The sequence below is a fragment of the Flavobacterium pedocola genome (assembly GCF_053764385.1).
On sequence record NZ_JBSNCR010000004.1, the window covers coordinates 431,417 to 450,437 of the forward strand.

Below are 19,021 nucleotides of genomic sequence, written 5' to 3' on the forward strand. Positions count from 1 at the left end.
AATCTAATTAGTTATTTAGAAAAAAAAGCATTTATTTTGCCAAAATTTGGTTAATGAATTTCATTGTCGATCCCAAAAAACCCGAAATAAGAAACGAAATTCTGAAATGTATAGATAATTTTGGGAGTTCCGGGGAATTGTTTGGAGACGGCAAGCGGAATAAAATCAAGCTTTTTCAGGTTAACGATTTGAAAATCAACGTTAAATCGTTTAAAAAACCTTTCTTTTTCAATAAGCTTATCTATAGTTATTTTCGTAAATCCAAGGCAAGGCGCTCCTTTGAATTTGCCTGTTTTCTGTTGGAAAAGGGAATCAAAACTCCCGTTCCGATAGCTTATTGTGAGAAATTTGATTTCTTGGGATTGGCGGAAAGCTTTTATGTAAGTGAACATTTTTATTACGACCTGACTTTCAGGGAGTTGGTGGAATGTCCTGATTATGAGGACCACGAATTTATTTTAAGGCAATTCACCCGTTTTTCGTTTGAACTTCATGAAAAGGGTGTTGAGTTTTTAGACCATTCCCCGGGAAATACGCTCATCAAAAAAAACAGCTCAAGCCAATACGATTTTTATCTTGTGGATTTAAACAGGATGCGATTCCGAGATACACTTGATTTTAAAGTACGAATGCGGAATCTGAGCCATCTTACACCCAAAAAAGAAATGGTGGAAGTTATCAGCGATGAGTATGCTAAGCTTTACGGGCTAGACTATGCCACGGTATTTGAGGAATTATGGCGTTGTACCTCCGAGTTTAAGCGAAAAGTCAGCAGAAAGGAAAAAATGAAAAGCAATTATTTGTACAGCTTGTTCAGCTCTTTAAAGCGTATATAAATACTGTAAGCGTTCAGATAGCTTATAATAAACCCTTTTTTACCGTCAAGAATCCCCAAACGGATTACATAACTGTGCAGGAATTTATAAGCCGGTTTGATGTAATAATGAAAAAAATTAGGTTTGATTTTTTTCGCAAAAAGCTCTAAGGCTTTAAGTTTTCCGTAACTGGTCATCTTAGCCTTATAGGAGTCAAAATCATTATAGGAATAATGAATCAGTTTGCTCTTCAGTTTCCCTACAGAACCTTTTACCTTTAATTTTTCATGTACAAGCCTTCCGGGAATGTAACTTGCTTTGCCTTTCTTGAATAAACGGATGTTTTTATCGGTCTGCCATCCGCTGAAAAATAGCGGTGCTTTGTCAAACATGAATTTTCGGTAAAAAAAGTAAGCGTCTTTGGTGTCTTTTTGGTTGACCGTAGTGATGATTTCATTCTTAAGGTTGTCCGGGATCCTTTCATCGGCATCCAGGAAAAGTATCCAGGGGAATGAAGCCAGGTTCAAAGCAAAGTTGCGCTGTGCCGAAAAATTCTCGAATTTGTTCTCGATAAACCTTACATGAGGGTTGGCTTTGGCGATTTCACCGGTTTTATCTGTGCTTAATGAATCAACAATTATAATCTCGTCAACAAAATTAAGGTTGTCAATAATAGACTGGATGTTTTTTTCTTCGTTAAGTGTAATTACAAGCCCGCTAATTTTATTTTCAAAAGATCGGTTCATTCAATTAAATCTCGTTTCAACTTTTGGTGAAAAACAAAAATAGAATAATTGATGTGATTATCCGCAATTATTGTTAAGTTTTTCTAAATATTTTTAGATTTCGGCAACACCTTGCACGACAAAGAAAAAAAAGGTATTTTTGGAGTTAAAATTCGTCTTAGATAAATGAAAGCATCCGTTATAATGAGTACCTACAACGCCGAAGCCTGGCTTGAAAAAGTGCTTTGGGGATTTAGTGCACAGACCGAAAAGGATTTTGAAATTGTAATAGCGGATGACGGTTCCAGAGACGAAACCAGACAGCTTCTCGAGAGACTTCGTAAGGAAATTGAAATTCCGATTGTCCATGTCTGGCATGAAGACAACGGTTTTCAGAAATCACAGATTTTAAACAAAGCGATTGTGGCTTCCAGCTCAGATTATCTGATTTTCACGGACGGCGACTGCATTCCCAGAAAGGATTTTGTTGGGGTGCATCTGAAAAACCGCCAAGAAGGTTATTTTCTTTCCGGCGGCTATTTTAAACTTCCGATGGATATCTCTCATCTCATTTCAAAAGAAGACATACTGAAGCAAAACTGTTTCGATTTAAAGTGGCTAAGACACAACGGGTTAAAATCCAGTTATAAAAACATGAAACTTACGGTTTCCGGTTTGGTATCGGAAGTACTGAATCGCTTAACCCCAACCAATGCTTCCTGGAACGGGCATAACGCTTCCGGATGGAAAAAAGATCTTGTGGCCATTAACGGTTTCAATCAGGAAATGCAGTATGGCGGGCAGGACAGAGAACTTGGTGAGCGTTTGTTCAATAAAGGGCTTAAGTCGAAGCAAATCCGTTACAGTGCCATTTGTGTGCATTTGGATCATGCCCGAGGGTATGTGAATGAGGAAACCTGGAAAAAGAATTTTGCCATTCGGGAAAACACCCGTAAAAACAAAGTGGTCCGAACACTTATCGGAATCGATTCCAATTAGTTTAACAACGTAATTTATTTGCTGATTTGCTTCAGAAATTTTACCAACTCGGTTTTGTATAAATCCGGGCTAAGCTTTTTGTATAATTCCAAAGCCTGCTTCTTGAATTTTTTAGCGTGTTTCCTGTTGTAGATTTCCGGATAATAATCATTCAGATGGACTGCGACATGGGTTTCGTTGTCATTGAGCATGTTCCAGGATGATTTATTGATCCATGGGGAAAAGATAGTAAACGTCGGAATATTTAATGCCTTTGCCATATTTACGGCACCACCTTCGTTACCGATCATGGCATCACATTGGGAGAGTACCGCCAAAAAGGTACGCAAGCCTTTGGTGTAAAAATCAAAAATGATTTTTTGCTGGGTTTCCGGTTTGCACAGGTTGTAAATTTCTTTGGCTTCTTCTTCCTGATTTGGCATGAAGTTAAAGAGCAACTGGATGTTGTTGTTTTCTTCGGCTATTATATCTAACGTTTCAGCCATCTGCATTGGCGGGAGGCTCTTGGTTTTGCCACTTCCTAAAACACTGATCATGAAAACAGGCAATGAAGTGTTCAGACGCGCATTCATATTGCTTTTCGCGGTAAGAATCTCTTCTTTGGTAAGATATATTTTTGGGAAAGCTACCGGACTTTCGGTAAGCAGCAAAGTTTCAGCCAATTGCAGACGATGTGCAATGGCTGAACCTTCGATATTTTTTTTAGGGACAATAGTGTTGGTGTAAACCAATCGGGTATACCATTTGCGGTTGCTGATCCTGATTTTCGCTCCGGACAGGAAGGAAGGGATGATGCTTTCCCATTTGGCATACACATCGATAACGGCATCGTACTTTTCTTTTTTTAGCTCTTTGCCGAATCGGATGAGTTCCTTTAACGCATTCTTTTTAGGAGGGTCAAACACCACTATTTTATCAATGAACGGATTATGGTCAACAACCGGTCGGGTGCCGGAATGGATCATGTAATGCACTTCCCAGTCCGGGTGGCTGGTTTTTATAGCTTCACAGATAGCTGTGCTGGCCAAAACATCACCGATCATCTTTTGTTGAATGACTAATACCTTCATCGACTATTTTTTACAAGATTAAACCGCTACGTCGTATTCGCGTAACGCGTTGTTCAAAGACGTTTTTAAATCTGTAGACGGTTTGCGTTTTCCGATGATCAAAGCACAAGGTACCTGATATTCTCCAGCCGCGAATTTTTTGGTATAACTACCAGGAATTACAACTGAACGGGCAGGAACCACACCTTTCATTTCTACCGGAGTATCACCGGTTACATCAATGATTTTAGTCGAAGCTGTCAAACAAACATTGGCACCTAAAACCGCTTCAGTTTCTACGCGAACACCTTCCACCACGATACAACGGGATCCGATGAACGCACCGTCTTCAATAATTACCGGAGCAGCCTGTAACGGTTCCAAAACCCCACCGATTCCAACACCGCCGCTTAAGTGAACGTTTTTACCAATCTGAGCGCAGCTTCCAACAGTTGCCCAAGTGTCCACCATCGTTCCTTCATCTACGTAAGCTCCAATGTTAACATAACTCGGCATCAAAATCACACCACTTGAAATGTAAGCGCCGTGACGTGCCACCGCATTCGGTACCACACGGATTCCTTTTTCAGCATAATTGCGTTTTAAAGGCATTTTGTCGTGGTATTCAAAAATTCCCGCTTCCAAGGTTTCCATTTTCTGAATAGGGAAGTACATCACCACGGCCTTCTTTACCCATTCGTTTACCTGCCAGCCGCCTTCAATAGGTTCGGCAACACGTAATTTTCCTGAATCTAAAAGTTCAATAACTTCTCTAATGGCTTTTGTTGTCGTTTCTTCCTGTAACAAAGCACGGTTTTCCCAGGCTTGTTCGATAATGGTTTGTAATGCGTTCATAAAATTTGATTTTGAGCAAAGATAAAGGATTTTGAGTTATAAGTTATGAGTTATAAGTTATGAGAAATAGTGAATTTCACTTTTTTTGTTGGATTAGGAGCGAAGGGTTCAGGCGTTTTTGGAGTCCATGTTCCCGCTGTCCGCTTAATCTCGATGAATAATCGGGACCGCTCCCATCGGGGCTATGAGGAATAGACTATTGGGGTTTTTGGAGGCTTTGTTAAGGTCAGAACGTGGTAAGGATGGTTTTATAATACCGTTAAATGTCGTATCTTGTAGCAAATTGCAGTAATATGAAAGACCATTTTTCCGTTCAGTTGGTGGATTATTCCAAATTTCGTCCCAATTATCCCGAAGCGATGCTTCAGGAGATACTTTCCTTGGTTAATAATAAAGAAATGGCACTCGATGTTGCTACCGGGAACGGTCAGGTAGCTGTGGAATTGGCTCCTTATTTTCAAAAGGTTTGCGCAACAGATATCAGCGATAAGCAATTGAGTCAGGCGATTGTGGTACCGAATGTCAGTTACAAAAAAATGACAGCCGAGCATACGGATTTCGACAACGAACAATTCGATTTGATTACCGTGGCACAAGCCATTCACTGGTTTGATTTTGATGCTTTTTACAAGGAAGTCTACAGGATTTTAAAACCGGACGGAATCTTTGCCGTATTGGGCTATGGTTTTTTTTCCACCAATCCCGATTCCGATAAGATTTTGTGGCACTTATACGAAGACATACTGGGAACCTACTGGAATCCGGAACGCCAGTATTTAACCGATGCGTATCAAACCATTCCCTTTCCGTTGGAGGAACTTGTCAATAAAAGATTTTCAAGGGAATACACCTGGTCATTTGAACAGCTTATGGGTTACCTGCAAACCTGGTCGGCTACTATGAATTTCATCAAGGAGAACAATCAGAATCCGGTAGGCATTGTAAAAGACGAATTAAGACTTTCCTGGGAAAAAGGGGATAAAAGAGTGAGTTTTCCGATGTTTTTGAGGATGGGGAAGAAGATGCAATAGTTTTCAGTCGCAGTCACAGTCACAGTCGCAGTCACAGTCACAGTCGCAGTCGCAGTCGTAGCTTCATTAACAAGATAAACAGATAACTAAGTCATCAAATAACCTATCTTTACAAAAAAAATAAACAATGCCAAGAATCCTCGCCATAGACTACGGACTGAAACGCACCGGAATTGCCATTACCGATGAAATGCAGATTATTGCTTCGGGTTTAACCACGATTCCTTCTGAAACCGTCCTGACTTTTTTAACCGATTATTTCAGCAAAGAGAAAGTCGGGAAAGTGCTTATCGGGGAACCCAAACAAATGAACGGGGAGCCCTCGGAAAGTGCGCCCATCATTGAGGCTTTCGTGGTGAAATTCAAACAGACCTTTCCGGAGATGGCCCTGGAACGTGTCGACGAACGTTTTACTTCCAAAATGGCTTTTCAGACCATGATCGACAGCGGGCTCAAAAAGAAACAACGTCAGAATAAAGCCTTAATTGATGAGATTTCTGCAACGATTATGCTGCAGGATTATCTATCCCGAAAAATGTTTTAAAAATTTTTTATGATTCCTTAAAAATGCTTTCAGAGGCTGTAAACCCTTGAAAATTAAGATAAACTTTGCATTGTAAGCCGTAAATTTGTAACCTCAAATACATTGCAATGACAACAACAACACAAAAATCAGAAGCAGATGTAGTATTGATTGGTGCCGGCATCATGAGTGCTACCTTAGGATTACTTCTGAAAGAACTACAACCGAATTTAAAAATCGAAATATTTGAACGTCTGGATGTGGCCGCTGCGGAAAGTTCCGATGCCTGGAACAATGCAGGAACAGGGCACGCTGCATTTTGTGAGCTTAACTACACTCCCGAAAAAGCAGACGGTACCATTGACACGACAAAAGCTGTAAAAATCGTGGAAGCCTTTGAAGTTTCCCGTCAGTTCTGGTCGTATCTGGTAGAGAAAGGATTGTTGAAAAACCCTGAAACCTTTATCAAACACGTACCCCACATGAGTTTTGTATGGGGCGATAAAAATACCAAGTACCTTAAAAAACGCTACGATGCTTTGCAGCAGTTCCATTTGTTCAAAGACATGGAATATACTGAAGATCCAGCCAAAATCCAGGAATGGGCACCACTGATCATGGAAGGCAGAAAAGGTGCTAAAAAAGTAGCGGCTACTACCATGAAATACGGAACCGATGTGAATTTCGGATCGTTAACCCGAAGCATTTTCAAATATCTGGAAACACAAGAGGGTGTTACAATGCATTTTAATCATGAAGTAAAAAAACTTCGCAAATATGAAGACGGCACCTGGCGTGTAAAAGTTAAGGATTTAGAAACCGGCGGTAAGAAACGTGTGAAAACCAAATTCGTTTTCATCGGTGCGGGAGGTGGTTCGTTATTGTTGCTGGAAAAAGCAAATATTCCGGAAGGAGAAGGCTACGGCGGTTTCCCGGTTAGCGGACAATGGCTGAAATGTACAAATGAAGCACTAATTGCAAAACACCAGGTTAAGGTTTACGGAAAAGCGGCTGTTGGTGCACCGCCAATGTCGGTTCCGCACATCGATACCCGTATGATTGACGGTAAAAAAGCCTTGTTGTTTGGGCCGTATGCCGGATTTTCAACTAAATTCTTAAAGAATGGTTCGTACTTCGATTTGGCGAAATCCATTCAGTTGGATAATATCAAACCGATGTTGTCTGCCGGAATCAATAATATTCCGTTGACGAAATACTTAATTGAACAGGTTTTCCAATCGTCTGAAGACAGAATGAAAGCCTTAAGAGAATATTTGCCGGATGCCAAACCCGAAGACTGGACGTTAGAGAATGCCGGACAGCGTGTTCAGGTGATCAAAAAAGACAAAAACGGAAAAGGGGTATTGGAATTCGGAACCGAAGTGGTGAATTGTGAAGACGGTTCACTAGCGGTGCTTTTAGGAGCATCACCGGGAGCTTCAACGGCGGTTTCCATTATGCTGGATTTGATCAACCGCTGTTTTAAATATGAATTGACAAATCCGGAATGGCAGGCAAAACTTAAAGAAATGATCCCGTCATACGGGCAGTCGTTAAACGAAAACCCTGAGTTGGCAGACGAAATCCGTCTGAAAACCGGAACGATATTAAAACTGAGAGATTTAGCGAAAGCCTAAGTTCAGTTGAAACTATAAAAAAAGCATCCTTAATTGGGTGCTTTTTTATGCTTTAGTATGAAGTGTTTTAGCGACTTTCAGTAGGTTTTCAGATAAGTTGATCAGCCAGATCAGTTGGTCGATCACCAATTGTGCTTCTTCCATTTTCTGGCGGAAATCTTCATCTTCAATTCCCTGGTTTTTCAACTCCATCGCCCGGATGTTTTTCAGTTCGGTAAAACTTAGGTCCAGACGTTCTTTTTCGGCATCGGATAACGAAAAATTACTTTTGCTGTTCAGGGTTTCAATCACCAGGTTTAAATTACGAATCACCGAATTTGCCACAATATTAAAGGCTTCCGAAGCTTTAGTGGTTTTGTGTGACTGAACATAAGTGCCTAACGAAGCAGCCGAGGAAAGTAACGTGTGGTTCAGTGCCACGAATTTGTACATCATGGCCATGTTTTTCTGCTTGGATTTCGGTTCCTGTTTCATCCGCTGGAACGAGGCCATCAGGTTTCCGATTTCGATAAAAGCCTGTTTGCGGGCTAATTTGTAGGGAATCGTCACTTCCCCTTTTTGATTGTAATACGCCGTAATTTCCGTTATATAATCCCGATTGGCCACAATGGATTTTTCGAGGTATTTGTTCAGGTTCAGGAATTCCCACGAAGGCCATAAAAAGTAATTCGCCAGGAAGGCCAAAGCAGCGCCCAAAAGCGTATCAAGAATCCGATATTGGATCACTTCCAGTACGTTAGGGGTAATCATTCCGAAAATAAAAATCACATACACCGTAACAAACGTAGCCCCGATTTTATAATTGGTCTGTGAATAAGCGTAGCCCAAAATCATGGCAATTACAGATAAGGTTCCCAAAACATAATGATCCTGAACGAAATAGAGGATGCCGAAAGCAATGGCACCTCCAAGAAGCGTTCCGTAAATGCGTTCAAAAGAGCGTTGTTTGGTCAGTCCGTAACCCGGTCGCATGATTACGGCTATCGTCAGTAAAATCCAGTAGCCGTTTTGAAACGGCAGCAGTTTTCCAATGACAAAACCAATCAGAATGGTAAGCGATAAGCGTAGTGAATGCCGGAAAGTCGTCGAAGAAAAACTCAGGTTTTCCAGTAATGTACTAAATTGGTAATTCTGTGGGGTCAGGAATTTTTCAATCTCTTTGTTTTTGCGATTCAGAATTTCCGGACTCATCGATCCGGTTATGCCTTGTTCGATCACTTTGATTTTTTCGATTTGCCTTTGCGCGTAATGCTGCATGTTTTTGAGCATTAAAACGCCTTCGGAGGCCTTGGTGTTTCCTGCTTCTGCCTGATATTCTTTGATGGTGATTTCAAGATTTTCCAGCGCCTGGAACAATTGGTTGTCTGAAACGTATTCCGTATCGGCTTTTAAACTTACCGACATTTTTTTGAGCGTTTCGGCAATGGTATAAGCCAAATCCTGATAGGTTTTCATTACTTTCGGATGGCTGTCAAACTTCTGATGAAGGTTCTCGTGGTTGAAAGCAAACGATAAAGCAATCTCCAGAATTTCCACTAAATTGGTGAAGATGATGAGTTTGCGTCTGTTCTGGTTGGAATTGTTTGAATTGATGGCATTCCGGATCAGATATTCGCGGATGTTTTCATGAATCGTATTAATCTCTACCTGAAGTTCAAGCTGTTTTTCAATGATTTGAGCCCGGTCGGCATCGGCATTCCATAAATCGCCGCGGAGTTTTAAATATTTTGAGGTAAGCCGCAAACAATCAGCAATTTGCAAATCGATATACCGATGCGGTCTTAAAAAATAAAACAATAGGGAAACAAACAGGTAAAACAAACCGCCAAGTAAGATATAACCGCAGTGTTTTAAAAGTTCTGCACCCGTATACGAATGACTGAAAACCAAAGTGGCCGAAATCAGGCAGACGAACGAAATCATATTCGCCCGGTGCCCGTAAACGGAGAGCATTGAAAAAAAGAACACCAACAACAGCAAAACCGGATAGACTATGAAGGTGAAATTTTGAATAAACCCTAAAAAAAGATTGGTGCCCGTGATCAGAAAGATAGCGATAAGGATACCTTTTATTTTGTGGTTAAGGCTGCCGGGAACATCGCTGGGGAAAGTCAGCAAAGCGCCAAGTGCCATCACGAAGCCTTCCTGGAAATGACCTAGCGGTGCTAATAGCAAAACGGGAAGTACACACGAAAGCGTAGCTTTTACAGCGTTTGCAAAATTGGTGTTATCCGTGTATTTTCTGATTTTCTGAATCATAGTTTACCGATGCAAAGGTAGGGGCATGTAAGAAAACGTACTATAAATTTAAGAATCATTTCACATATAGTGTTTAAAAAAAGTCAAAACGGTTCAAAGGCTGTCTATTTGTCTCTTTTTTGATTACTTTTGCGGCATAATTAAGTAGTAGAAAATGATTTTACCGATTATAGGATACGGCGATCCGGTACTCCGCAAAGTAGGGGAAGAAGTTTCAAAAGAGTACCCAAGTCTTAAAGAAGTGATTGCTAACATGTATGAAACCATGTATAATGCGCATGGTGTAGGTTTGGCAGCGCCACAGGTTGGACTGGCAATCCGTCTTTTCATTGTGGATTGCGAACCTTTCAGTGACAGCGATGATTTATCGAAAGAAGAAGAAGAACAATTGAGAACGTTCAGAAAGACTTTCATCAACGCTAAAATCCTGAAAGAAGAAGGGGAAGAGTGGGGCTTTAACGAAGGTTGTTTGAGTATTCCGGATGTTCGCGAGGATGTTTTCCGTCACGAGCAAATCACCATTGAATATTACGACGAGGATTTTAATAAACATACCGAGGTGTATGACGGGCTGATTGCCAGAGTGATACAACATGAGTACGATCATATTGAAGGAATTTTGTTCACCGACAGAATATCTTCATTGAAAAAACGTTTAATATCCAAGAAATTACAAAACATTATGGAGGGGAAAGCCCGTCCTGATTATAAAATGAAATTTGCCGCCAAAAAAGGGCGATAATTTTTGTTTTTCAAACGAAAGATTAGATATTTGCTACCTTTAAAATAATACACAATGAGCATAGAAAGAATATTAGCTATTTCAGGTAAACCGGGATTATACGATTTGAAATTACAAACAAGAACCGGATTTGTTGCCGAGTCTTTAATCGATGGTAAAAAAGTTACTGTGGGTATGAGAAGCAACGTGAGTTTGTTATCTGAAATTTCCATTTATACTAACAGCGGAGAAGTTCGTTTGTCTGAAGTTTTCAGAAAGATTGCTGAAAAAGAAGACAACGGTCCAGCTATTTCACATAAAGAAGATAACGCTAAGTTAGAAGCTTATTTTGCTGAAGTTTTACCGGATTACGATCAGGACAGAGTATATGCTTCGGATATCAAAAAAGTACTGAACTGGTACAACATGCTTCAGGCAAAAGGAATGGTTTCGAAAGAAGCTCCTGCAGCAGTGGAAGCGGATAAGACTGAAGAATAATTTTAATTCAAAGTCAGGCTTTGGTTTTGATTACTGAAAACAGAGACTGCTTACTAATAAATTCCTGCCTTCGGGTGGGATTTCTTATTTTTACACAAATTCTGAAGTTATGAACACACGTCAGCAACAACTGGACGCTTTCAGCCGATTACTCGATATCATGGATGATCTGCGTGAAAAATGTCCGTGGGATAAAAAACAAACCCTTGAGAGTTTACGTCATTTGACCATTGAGGAAGTTTACGAATTGGGCGATGCCATTCTGGACAACGATTTGGACGAAATCAAGAAAGAATTGGGCGATGTGTTGCTGCATATCGTGTTCTATTCCAAAATAGGGAGCGAGAAAAAGGCGTTTGATATTGCTGATGTAGCCAATTCGATTTGTGACAAGCTGATTGACCGACATCCGCATATTTACGGTGATGTGGTCGTGGCAAATGAAGAAGAAGTAAAACAGAATTGGGAAAAACTCAAACTAAAGGAAGGTAAAAAATCGGTTTTGGAAGGTGTGCCAAAGAGCTTGCCGGCCATGGTAAAAGCCAGCCGTATCCAGGATAAGGTTAAAGGAGTCGGATTTGATTGGGAAGAACCGCAGCAGGTTTGGGAAAAAGTCCAGGAAGAACTTTCAGAACTGCAACATGAAGTGGAGACTGCAAATCAGGATAAAATAGAAGCCGAATTTGGCGATGTTTTGTTCTCGATGATCAATTATGCACGGTTTTTGAATATCAACCCGGAAGATGCCTTGGAGCGCACGAACAAAAAATTTATGAAGCGTTTCATGTATCTGGAAAGTAAAGCGAATGAAATCGGGAAACCGCTTTCGGATATGACACTGGCTGAGATGGACGTGTTTTGGGAAGAAGCGAAAAGACTTTAGTTTTCAGTCACAGTCACAGTCACAGTCACAGTCACAGTAAATAGTTTATAGTATGATAGCAAAAACACCGGAAGCACCTTATTATGCCGTGATTTTTACTTCGGTTCGAACTGAAGTAGAAGCAGGTTATGCGCAAACGGCAGACCGAATGGTGGAATTGGCTGCAGAGCAACCTGGTTTTTTGGGTGTCGAATCCGCCCGGAATGATATCGGTATTACCGTTTCGTACTGGCAGGATCTCGAGTCGATTAAAAATTGGAAAATGAATGCCGAACATACCATTGCCCGTGAAACAGGCCGAAGTGATTGGTACAAAACGTTCAAAGTGCGTATCGCCAAAGTGGAACGCGATTATGATTTTACGAAATAATTGAATTGATAAATGAAAAAAATAGTTTTAGTAATACTGTTACTTGCAAATGTTGCGATTGCCCAGAAAGCCGTTAAAGTAACCGAACAGGCATTAGTTATTAAGCCAAATACCACCGAAGAATTACTTTTCGGATTTAACGAAGGCGATAAAATCGTATTCACCTTTGTGGAAGAAAACGGTAATAAAATCAGTGAAGTTGCGGTTTCCGAGTATCCGGATGTGACTAAATTCAAGGTGCTGGATGTAAAAAAGGTAAAGAAAGAAGAAATTGCGGTGCATCACAAATCGGTTTATAAATTTCAGTTTAAAAATACAGGCGATGTTGAGTTAAGAGGAAATCTTCTGATCCAACGTATTACCACAAGTGATAATACGGCCAATTTTAATACTTCGGTGAAATGGGTGACGGAGCAGGATACGACCTGGAATTCCGTTACCAAAGATGTCGTGGTGGGCTATGACACCCTTCATTTGCAGAAAACCAGGAAAGTGGCTTTTTACGAGAAGAAATTAGAGGAAATGGTGTTGGATAAAAGCCAGCGTGTAAATGCGAAAACCACATTCGATTCAAGTACGACCAGTGTGTTTTTTGAATTGCCTAAAAATGAAGTTTCCGAAAATGAAACCAAAAAAGTGATTGCCTGGGCGTATTGGGTTGGTGTCGGAAAGGAAAGTAACGAATACTGGAACCAGAACCGTAAAATGATTGTAGGCGCCGTTCAGGGTGTCGCTACGTATTTTACCACACCGTTAGGAGGAATTGCAGCCGGAGCGATTACAAACCTTGCACTGCCTTCCAATGGAGAAGATGTGGAGTATGCTTTGGTGAACGAGGAAAACAAGAAGCTGTTCTTAGAGCAGAAACCTTCCAAGTCGTATGATTTCGGTAAAGGAGTTGCGGCTTACAAGCGTTTTACGGAGCCTAATTTATTGCAGGGGAAATACTTCGTAATGATGAAAAACGACAATTACGTTCAAGGTATAGACGTAAATGTGAAGATTTCGGCCATTATAGAGCACAAAAAATACAAAAACGAAAGTTATACGGATACCCAGATTACACCGAAATACGGTAAGAAAATCATGTCTGAGCCTTCGATTATCACCAGAAAGTTTCCTGCAACTTTTGATTATAAGAGAAAATAAGCATGAAAGTAGAACGTTTTGAAATTCAGGATTGGAATGATATTCAGACAGGTTTATGGTTGGCTGAAAATGACGAATGGGTATTAGTGAAGCATATTCCGGTTGATTATGTTATTGACGGATTTAGATTGTATAAAAAAGAATTTATTATTTCCAGAAGAACGGATGAGGATGAGAAGTTGATAGAACGTGTTCTGAAGTTAAAAAACGAATCTGATGCTGTTCCAGAAAATTTTGAATTTTTATCTACTGAAAATTTCCTGAAATGGAGTGAAAATAAGTTTGATTTGTTTGAATTTCAAGATGAAGATGAAACGGAATTGTTTTATGGAAGAATAAATACTATTAAAAACTTGGACTTAATTATAGATATGGTTTTGTCTGACGGTACTCTGGAACCTTCTTATGAATTTGTTTTTGACATTGATGCTATACGGGTAATCACTTTTTGTTCGGATTATTTTAATTCCATCCGATTGCTGTATAAAGATGAAATTGGAAAATAAAAACTTTATTGATTAATCATTCGTGTCTCAACCTTAGTTGCATTGATCAAGGTTTGATAAACCACACAATAGCGTTCGGTCAGTTTTAAAAGCGTTTGCAGCTTTTCTTCTGGTTCATTGGATTTGATTTCAAAACTTAAACGTATTTGTTTAAAACCAACAGGAGCCTCTTTAGAAACCCCAAGTGTTCCTCTGAAGTCTAAATCGCCTTCTGCTTTAATGATGCATTCTTCTATAATAAACCCGAGAGAAGTAGCCACTGCATTAAGGGTTACACCTGCGCAGGCGACCAAAGATTCCAGTAGCATATCCCCGGAGCACAACTGTAAACCACTTCCACCGGTAGCCGGATGAAGGCCTGCTTCGGAAATCTTATGTCCCGTTTCAATTTTGCAGGAAACATTTTCACCAAGGCTGCCTTTTGCCTTCAGTGTGATTAAAGCGCTTTGGACGTCTTCGGTATATTTTTCTTTTAAAGGCGTTTGTAGCTTTCTTAATTCCTCGCTGGTCATACGGTAATATTTAGGTTTGTATTTTGATAGGCAAATCATAAAAAAAACCGCAATCTCGTAATGAAACTGCGGTTTGTATTGGTAATTAATCCTGTTTTAAGCTTCTGATTTGTTTCAGTTTTTCTTTCCACAGTTTTAATTCTTCTTTTTGTCGGTCAATGCTCTTGTTGACTTCTTTTACCAAAGGATTGTCTGCTTTGGCGTTGGAAATGAACTGAATATTGTTTTCAAGCTGGAAGATCTCATTCTGCACTTCGTCAATCTTGCGCATGATGAAAATCTGCTCGTTCTGAAGCTGACGTTCGTCGCCTTCTGCCAGTTGTCCTAAACGGTTGTTGAATTTGGCCATTTCGGCATCTTTTTTAGAAAGGCTCAATTTGTCGAACAAAGCATCTAAAATTTTATTGAATTTTCCTTCGATATGACGACGGTTGTGCGGTACTCTTCCGAAAGCTTTCCAGTTTTCGATGTGTTTTTTGATAGCATCCAGATCGGATTTGTGCTCTCCGGTCAACTGGAATTCCTTAAGGCTTTCCAGATATGCTTTTTTGCTTTCAAAAGCCTCGATTTCTTCGCTGTTGGCTTCGTTGCGTTTGGCGTGCATTTTGTCGAAGTAATGGTTGCAGGCTTCCTTGAAATCCTTCCATACACTATCGGAATATTTTCTCGGGACATGGCCGATTTTTTTCCAGTCTTCCTGAATCTGCTTCATGATTGGTGTCGTGGCATTAAAATCGTCACTGTCCTGTAATGATTTTGCTTTTTCCACCAAAGCCAGTTTTTTGTTCAGGTTGTCCTGCTGGTCTTTTTTGATGTCTTTATAGAAAGCATTTTTCTGTGCATTGAAGTTGCGAACCGCATCTTTAAAAGCAGTCCAGGTTTCCTCGTTTACTTCCATCGGAACCTTTCCCGCCTGCATGAAAGCCGTGCGCAATGCTTCAATTCTTTCGATTTGACCTTGCCATACGTTGTGGGAAACAACTTCTTCTTTGGCTATGGCATCAATCTGGGCGATAATTTCTTTTTTACGGTTAAGGTTTTCCACCTCAAACTCTCTTGCTTTGGCCAGTAATCCTTCACGTTTGTCGTGTAGTTGCCTGGTCAGTTCACTGAAACGGTTCCATAACTCCTCGCGGTGTTCACGCGAAACCGGTCCGATTTCTTCTTTCCAGATTTTATGTAACGATTGCAATTCGCGGAAAGCCTTGGTTACATCTTCTTCGTTTACCAATTCCTCAACGCGGGCAATGATTTTTAGTTTCTGGTCGTAATTGTGCTTAAAGTCCAAATCACGGGCTTCACGGTCTAAGTGAAGATGATCGTAAAAACGCTCAATATGAAAATGGAAGTTGTTCCAGACGTGATTGTATTTGTCACGCGGAATCGGTCCTGCATTTTTCCAGCGTTCACGAAGCTCGTTTACATTTTTAAGGGTTTCCTGCATGTTATCGCCGGAATTGTCCACCAGGTTTTTCAATTCTTCGATGATGGCAAGGCGAAGGTCTAAATTGTGTTTCAGACTGTTCTGCATTACCTTAAATTGCTGGTTTTTTTGGTCTTTATATTTGTTGTAAATGCCGTCGAATTTGTTCTTCAGCGGGAAATGGTAATCGAACCCACTGGTGTCGCCATTGTTTTCATGGCTGTATTCATCACGCTTTTCATCAATGAAATGATGGTATTTCACCATAAAATCCTTGCGGATTTCTTCCACGTGATTGCGAATTGACATTACTTTTTCATTGGAAACCAGTTTGTTCAGCTCGTCGGTCAGTTCTTCCATCGACATGGCTTCATAGTTGAGCATCGGTATATCGTGCCCTTCGCTGATGCTTTCGTCTTCACTTTCTTCGGCATTAGAACTTTCAATGGCTTCGATAGCCGATTGATTTTCGTTTTGAACAGTTTCGTCCTGAATAATCTCTTCCTGTCCGTCTGCCTCTGGCAGGTTATCATTCTTTTCTTCTAACATTGTTTAAATGCTTAAGGTTAACATTATTTTGCCGAAGATACTAAAGCAGGCCGATAATTCAAAGGAAATCAGGTTAAATAAACAGATTATCAGTTGAAATACATCTTTTATAACATAAGGATAATTCTTACTTTTTAAAAATTGTATTTAACAGTCTTGCAGGGTTGGTTTCTGAAAGATGTTTTCTGGGTTTATTTATTCCAGATTTCCCATGCTTTTTCCGCCTGAAAAACCAGCATGTCGTAGCCGTTTTTGGTAGTTGCACCATTATCTTTGGCCAATCGCAGGAATTTTGTCTCTTCAGGATTGTATACCAAATCGTAAGCGATGTGTTTTTCTGTGAAAAGGCTATAGTCCAAAGGAGGACAATCCTCTACATTTGGGAAAGTGCCTAAAGGTGTGGTGTTGATGATAATCTGGTATTCTTCAAAAACCTCTTTGGTCAGTTCGTCATAGGAGAACTCGTATTCTGAAGGGTTTCTGGAAACAAAATCAAATTCGATTTTTAGTTTTCTCAACGCAAAAGCTATGGCTTTACTTGCGCCTCCCGTGCCTAGAATTAACGCTTTCTGATGCTTCTTTTTCAGCAGTGGTTTCAATGATTTTTTGAAGCCGTAAAAATCGGTGTTGTAGCCTTTCAGGTTGCCTTTTTTGGAAATTCTTATGGTATTGACAGCCCCGATGACTTCAGCGTTTCTGGAAAGCCTGGTCAGGAAAGGGATGACGGTTTCTTTGTAAGGAATTGTGACGTTCAGTCCTTTTAAGTTTTTGGTGGTGGCGACTATTTGTTTGAAATCGTCTACGTTTTCCACATCAAAATTCTTATAAGAGAAATGATCGAAACCAATATTTTCAAATTTTTCAGTAAAGTATTTTTTGGAAAAGGAATAACTGATGTTTTTTCCCAATAAACCGAATTTTTTCTTTTTAAGCTTCATTATAAAAAAAATTATGGTCAGTAACTTTTGTAACTGACCATAAAGATAATAGTAAAATGTGGTATTTGAATTACTATTCGTCTGCTTTTTTATGTTTCTGGATATAATCCTGTACGGTTTTTCTGTTCCAGATTACCGGGAATAATTCTTCCAATACGGTTCTGTTTTCAAAATTCAGATGTAATCCGTTGGTTAAATGGAATTTTCCTTTGATTTCATCCTGTAGCATGAAATATAGGCCGGCTAATCGGTATTCAACTTCGTATTCTTCAGGGAAGTATTCGGCGGCCTGTAAAAGCGTTTGAACGGCACTGTCGAATTCGCCTAAAAATTGCAAGATGTCTGCCCAGAATAACCAGGTGTCTAATTCTAAATCACCGTATTCGATGGCTTTTCGGAATCCGTATTCGGCCTCTTCAAAGAAGTTTAGCGCTTTGTTGATTACGGCATAACGTTTCCAGTATAACTTGTTTTCGTTATCTATACCAATCGCTTTGTTTACATAATACAAGGCTTTTTGGAAGTTTTTCTGGCGGATGTAAAAATCCGTAATCGCAATCCAGGCTTTGTCCAACAATGGATCTTCATGAACCGTTTTCTGGTAGAACTGTAAAGCCAATTCCGGATTACCCAGTTTTTCATGGCATTTCCCCACGCGCAATAGCGCAAAAGAAGTGGCATCGTCCAATTCCATGGTGATGTTGTAGCAGTCAATGGCTTCCTGATACTTTTTTAGTTTTTCAAGGGCTTTGGCTTTTTCAAGATAAGCACCTAAGAAATTTTCATCGATTAAAGTCGCATAATCAAACGCACGAACAGCCTGATCGTAATCTTTAATGGTGTAATACTGACGGCCTAATTGGTGCCAGGCTACTTCACTGTATGGATTTCGGTCAATAAAACTGTTCAGGAACAAAATTGCTTCGTTGTTCTGGTCTAAGAAATCAAAACAATATACAACGTTGTATAGCGCAGAGTGGTCCTCAATGTCTTCCTCCAGACATTTGATGAAATTTTCTTTAGCTAAATCCAGTTCGTCCATGAAAAGGTATTCCATTCCGATTAAATTATACACATCGGCATAATCATCGGTGTATCTCAGAGCGGTTTTAAGCATTTCCACTGCTTTTTCGTGCTCGTCTCTTTTCGAATGGATGTTGGCTTTTTGGATGTAAACTTCTTCGTTGGTCGGTTCAATGGCAAACAATTCATTGCAAAGTCTTTCGGCAATGTCAAGCTTGTCTTCAAATACTAAGAGCTCAATCTGAACTAACTTCAAACCGGTCGATTTGGGATGTTGTTCTAAACCTAACTTTAAGGCCTTTTTGGCCAAGTTTATTCTCCCCGTGTCAAGATAGTGAAGAATGATGTCTTCAAACTCTTCGGAGTCAAAGAAGAATACCTTGTTGGTTTTCAACATAGATTCGAACTTTGATAAGGATAAACTGTTTTCCTCTTCCTCGTTACTCAAATACATACTCCTGTTGTTTAAAATATCCTTATTAAAATTACTAAGACTTTGCAGCCTTTTTATGATGAACGTTAGTAGGTTGTAAACAATATTATTAACAATCAGTAA

At 39.9% G+C, this 19,021-nt stretch carries 19 protein-coding genes; 11 read left to right on the forward strand and 8 right to left on the reverse strand.

Features of this window, described 5'->3' with window-relative positions; all coding sequences use genetic code 11:
• The first annotated feature begins 53 nt into the window (after window positions 1-53).
• The gene (locus ACWPKD_RS11930; RefSeq protein ID WP_455412901.1) at window positions 54-836 is read left to right on the forward strand and encodes a lipopolysaccharide kinase InaA family protein; all 783 of its coding nucleotides are present in this window, start codon (window positions 54-56) and stop codon (window positions 834-836) included.
• Here the strand turns inward: ACWPKD_RS11930 and ACWPKD_RS11935 are convergent.
• Window positions 797-1,561 (reverse strand): glycosyltransferase family 2 protein, encoded by a 765-nt coding sequence (locus tag ACWPKD_RS11935; RefSeq protein ID WP_455412902.1) that lies wholly within the window; start codon window positions 1,559-1,561, stop codon window positions 797-799. The two genes, ACWPKD_RS11930 and ACWPKD_RS11935, sit on opposite strands and share 40 nt — an antisense overlap.
• A gap of 165 nt (window positions 1,562-1,726) precedes the next feature.
• Between ACWPKD_RS11935 and ACWPKD_RS11940 the strand changes: the two genes are divergently transcribed.
• On the forward strand, window positions 1,727-2,539 hold the full coding sequence (locus ACWPKD_RS11940) for a glycosyltransferase family 2 protein (RefSeq protein WP_455412903.1): 813 nt from the start codon (window positions 1,727-1,729) through the stop codon (window positions 2,537-2,539).
• A gap of 14 nt (window positions 2,540-2,553) precedes the next feature.
• On the opposite strand, the gene ACWPKD_RS11945 is transcribed toward ACWPKD_RS11940, so the two are convergent.
• On the reverse strand, window positions 2,554-3,609 hold the full coding sequence (locus ACWPKD_RS11945) for a glycosyltransferase family 9 protein (protein ID WP_455412904.1): 1,056 nt from the start codon (window positions 3,607-3,609) through the stop codon (window positions 2,554-2,556).
• Window positions 3,610-3,627: 18 nt separating this feature from the next.
• Window positions 3,628-4,443 carry a 2,3,4,5-tetrahydropyridine-2,6-dicarboxylate N-succinyltransferase gene (locus tag ACWPKD_RS11950; RefSeq protein ID WP_455412905.1) on the reverse strand — a complete coding sequence of 272 codons (816 nt, stop codon included), beginning with the start codon at window positions 4,441-4,443 and terminating at the stop codon, window positions 3,628-3,630.
• 293 nt (window positions 4,444-4,736) lie between these two features.
• Between ACWPKD_RS11950 and ACWPKD_RS11955 the strand changes: the two genes are divergently transcribed.
• The 3 genes from ACWPKD_RS11955 to ACWPKD_RS11965 all read left to right on the forward strand — a co-directional run bounded on the left by ACWPKD_RS11955 (window position 4,737) and on the right by ACWPKD_RS11965 (window position 7,634).
• On the forward strand, window positions 4,737-5,474 hold the full coding sequence (locus tag ACWPKD_RS11955; protein WP_455412906.1) for a class I SAM-dependent methyltransferase: 738 nt from the start codon (window positions 4,737-4,739) through the stop codon (window positions 5,472-5,474).
• 127 nt (window positions 5,475-5,601) lie between these two features.
• Window positions 5,602-6,018 (forward strand): Holliday junction resolvase RuvX, encoded by a 417-nt coding sequence (ruvX, locus tag ACWPKD_RS11960; RefSeq protein ID WP_455412907.1) that lies wholly within the window; start codon window positions 5,602-5,604, stop codon window positions 6,016-6,018.
• Window positions 6,019-6,125: 107 nt separating this feature from the next.
• Window positions 6,126-7,634, forward strand: a complete 1,509-nt coding sequence (locus tag ACWPKD_RS11965) for a malate:quinone oxidoreductase (RefSeq protein ID WP_455412908.1) — start codon at window positions 6,126-6,128, stop codon at window positions 7,632-7,634.
• Window positions 7,635-7,679: 45 nt separating this feature from the next.
• On the opposite strand, the gene ACWPKD_RS11970 is transcribed toward ACWPKD_RS11965, so the two are convergent.
• The gene (locus ACWPKD_RS11970) at window positions 7,680-9,893 is read right to left on the reverse strand and encodes an FUSC family membrane protein (protein ID WP_455412909.1); all 2,214 of its coding nucleotides are present in this window, start codon (window positions 9,891-9,893) and stop codon (window positions 7,680-7,682) included.
• Between the two features lie 154 nt (window positions 9,894-10,047).
• Here ACWPKD_RS11970 and def point away from each other — a divergent pair, with 154 nt between their 5' ends.
• From def to ACWPKD_RS12000, 6 genes are all read left to right on the forward strand, one after another.
• On the forward strand, window positions 10,048-10,635 hold the full coding sequence (def, locus tag ACWPKD_RS11975; protein WP_455412910.1) for a peptide deformylase: 588 nt from the start codon (window positions 10,048-10,050) through the stop codon (window positions 10,633-10,635).
• A 54-nt stretch (window positions 10,636-10,689) separates the two neighbouring features.
• A complete protein-coding gene (locus ACWPKD_RS11980) occupies window positions 10,690-11,112 on the forward strand; it encodes a DUF5606 family protein (RefSeq protein WP_455412911.1) in 423 nt (140 codons plus the stop codon).
• Between the two features lie 109 nt (window positions 11,113-11,221).
• Complete coding sequence (gene mazG, locus ACWPKD_RS11985; protein WP_455412912.1) at window positions 11,222-11,995, forward strand: nucleoside triphosphate pyrophosphohydrolase; 774 nt, start codon at window positions 11,222-11,224, stop codon at window positions 11,993-11,995.
• A gap of 52 nt (window positions 11,996-12,047) precedes the next feature.
• On the forward strand, window positions 12,048-12,365 hold the full coding sequence (locus ACWPKD_RS11990) for an antibiotic biosynthesis monooxygenase family protein (RefSeq protein WP_455412913.1): 318 nt from the start codon (window positions 12,048-12,050) through the stop codon (window positions 12,363-12,365).
• A gap of 12 nt (window positions 12,366-12,377) precedes the next feature.
• Entirely contained in the window at window positions 12,378-13,514 is a 1,137-nt protein-coding gene (locus tag ACWPKD_RS11995) for a hypothetical protein (RefSeq protein WP_455412914.1), read from the forward strand.
• Window positions 13,515-13,516: 2 nt separating this feature from the next.
• Entirely contained in the window at window positions 13,517-14,020 is a 504-nt protein-coding gene (locus ACWPKD_RS12000; RefSeq protein ID WP_455412915.1) for a hypothetical protein, read from the forward strand.
• A gap of 5 nt (window positions 14,021-14,025) precedes the next feature.
• Here ACWPKD_RS12000 and ACWPKD_RS12005 read toward each other — a convergent pair whose 3' ends face one another.
• The 4 genes from ACWPKD_RS12005 to ACWPKD_RS12020 form a co-directional block, all read right to left on the reverse strand.
• The gene (locus tag ACWPKD_RS12005) at window positions 14,026-14,532 is read right to left on the reverse strand and encodes an OsmC family protein (RefSeq protein ID WP_455412916.1); all 507 of its coding nucleotides are present in this window, start codon (window positions 14,530-14,532) and stop codon (window positions 14,026-14,028) included.
• An 85-nt stretch (window positions 14,533-14,617) separates the two neighbouring features.
• Window positions 14,618-16,504 carry a DUF349 domain-containing protein gene (locus tag ACWPKD_RS12010; protein ID WP_455412917.1) on the reverse strand — a complete coding sequence of 629 codons (1,887 nt, stop codon included), beginning with the start codon at window positions 16,502-16,504 and terminating at the stop codon, window positions 14,618-14,620.
• A 191-nt stretch (window positions 16,505-16,695) separates the two neighbouring features.
• A complete protein-coding gene (locus ACWPKD_RS12015) occupies window positions 16,696-17,442 on the reverse strand; it encodes a shikimate dehydrogenase family protein (RefSeq protein WP_455412918.1) in 747 nt (248 codons plus the stop codon).
• 73 nt (window positions 17,443-17,515) lie between these two features.
• The gene (locus tag ACWPKD_RS12020) at window positions 17,516-18,919 is read right to left on the reverse strand and encodes a tetratricopeptide repeat protein (protein WP_455412919.1); all 1,404 of its coding nucleotides are present in this window, start codon (window positions 18,917-18,919) and stop codon (window positions 17,516-17,518) included.
• Window positions 18,920-19,021 lie beyond the last annotated feature (102 nt).

What these genes read in the sequence shown, in the direction of transcription:
- ACWPKD_RS11990 (WP_455412913.1), top strand. Translation starts at nt 12,048, where the DNA reads ATGATAGCAAAAACACCGGAAGCACCTTATTATGCCGTGATTTTTACT.
- ruvX (WP_455412907.1), top strand. Translation starts at nt 5,602, where the DNA reads ATGCCAAGAATCCTCGCCATAGACTACGGACTGAAACGCACCGGAATT.
- mazG (WP_455412912.1), top strand. Translation starts at nt 11,222, where the DNA reads ATGAACACACGTCAGCAACAACTGGACGCTTTCAGCCGATTACTCGAT.
- ACWPKD_RS11970 (WP_455412909.1), bottom strand. Translation starts at nt 9,893, where the DNA reads ATGATTCAGAAAATCAGAAAATACACGGATAACACCAATTTTGCAAAC.
- ACWPKD_RS11950 (WP_455412905.1), bottom strand. Translation starts at nt 4,443, where the DNA reads ATGAACGCATTACAAACCATTATCGAACAAGCCTGGGAAAACCGTGCT.
- ACWPKD_RS11940 (WP_455412903.1), top strand. Translation starts at nt 1,727, where the DNA reads ATGAAAGCATCCGTTATAATGAGTACCTACAACGCCGAAGCCTGGCTT.
- ACWPKD_RS12020 (WP_455412919.1), bottom strand. Translation starts at nt 18,919, where the DNA reads ATGTATTTGAGTAACGAGGAAGAGGAAAACAGTTTATCCTTATCAAAG.
- def (WP_455412910.1), top strand. Translation starts at nt 10,048, where the DNA reads ATGATTTTACCGATTATAGGATACGGCGATCCGGTACTCCGCAAAGTA.
- ACWPKD_RS11980 (WP_455412911.1), top strand. Translation starts at nt 10,690, where the DNA reads ATGAGCATAGAAAGAATATTAGCTATTTCAGGTAAACCGGGATTATAC.
- ACWPKD_RS12005 (WP_455412916.1), bottom strand. Translation starts at nt 14,532, where the DNA reads ATGACCAGCGAGGAATTAAGAAAGCTACAAACGCCTTTAAAAGAAAAA.
- ACWPKD_RS12000 (WP_455412915.1), top strand. Translation starts at nt 13,517, where the DNA reads ATGAAAGTAGAACGTTTTGAAATTCAGGATTGGAATGATATTCAGACA.
- ACWPKD_RS11930 (WP_455412901.1), top strand. Translation starts at nt 54, where the DNA reads ATGAATTTCATTGTCGATCCCAAAAAACCCGAAATAAGAAACGAAATT.
- ACWPKD_RS11965 (WP_455412908.1), top strand. Translation starts at nt 6,126, where the DNA reads ATGACAACAACAACACAAAAATCAGAAGCAGATGTAGTATTGATTGGT.
- ACWPKD_RS11935 (WP_455412902.1), bottom strand. Translation starts at nt 1,561, where the DNA reads ATGAACCGATCTTTTGAAAATAAAATTAGCGGGCTTGTAATTACACTT.
- ACWPKD_RS11945 (WP_455412904.1), bottom strand. Translation starts at nt 3,609, where the DNA reads ATGAAGGTATTAGTCATTCAACAAAAGATGATCGGTGATGTTTTGGCC.
- ACWPKD_RS12010 (WP_455412917.1), bottom strand. Translation starts at nt 16,504, where the DNA reads ATGTTAGAAGAAAAGAATGATAACCTGCCAGAGGCAGACGGACAGGAA.
- ACWPKD_RS11995 (WP_455412914.1), top strand. Translation starts at nt 12,378, where the DNA reads ATGAAAAAAATAGTTTTAGTAATACTGTTACTTGCAAATGTTGCGATT.
- ACWPKD_RS12015 (WP_455412918.1), bottom strand. Translation starts at nt 17,442, where the DNA reads ATGAAGCTTAAAAAGAAAAAATTCGGTTTATTGGGAAAAAACATCAGT.
- ACWPKD_RS11955 (WP_455412906.1), top strand. Translation starts at nt 4,737, where the DNA reads ATGAAAGACCATTTTTCCGTTCAGTTGGTGGATTATTCCAAATTTCGT.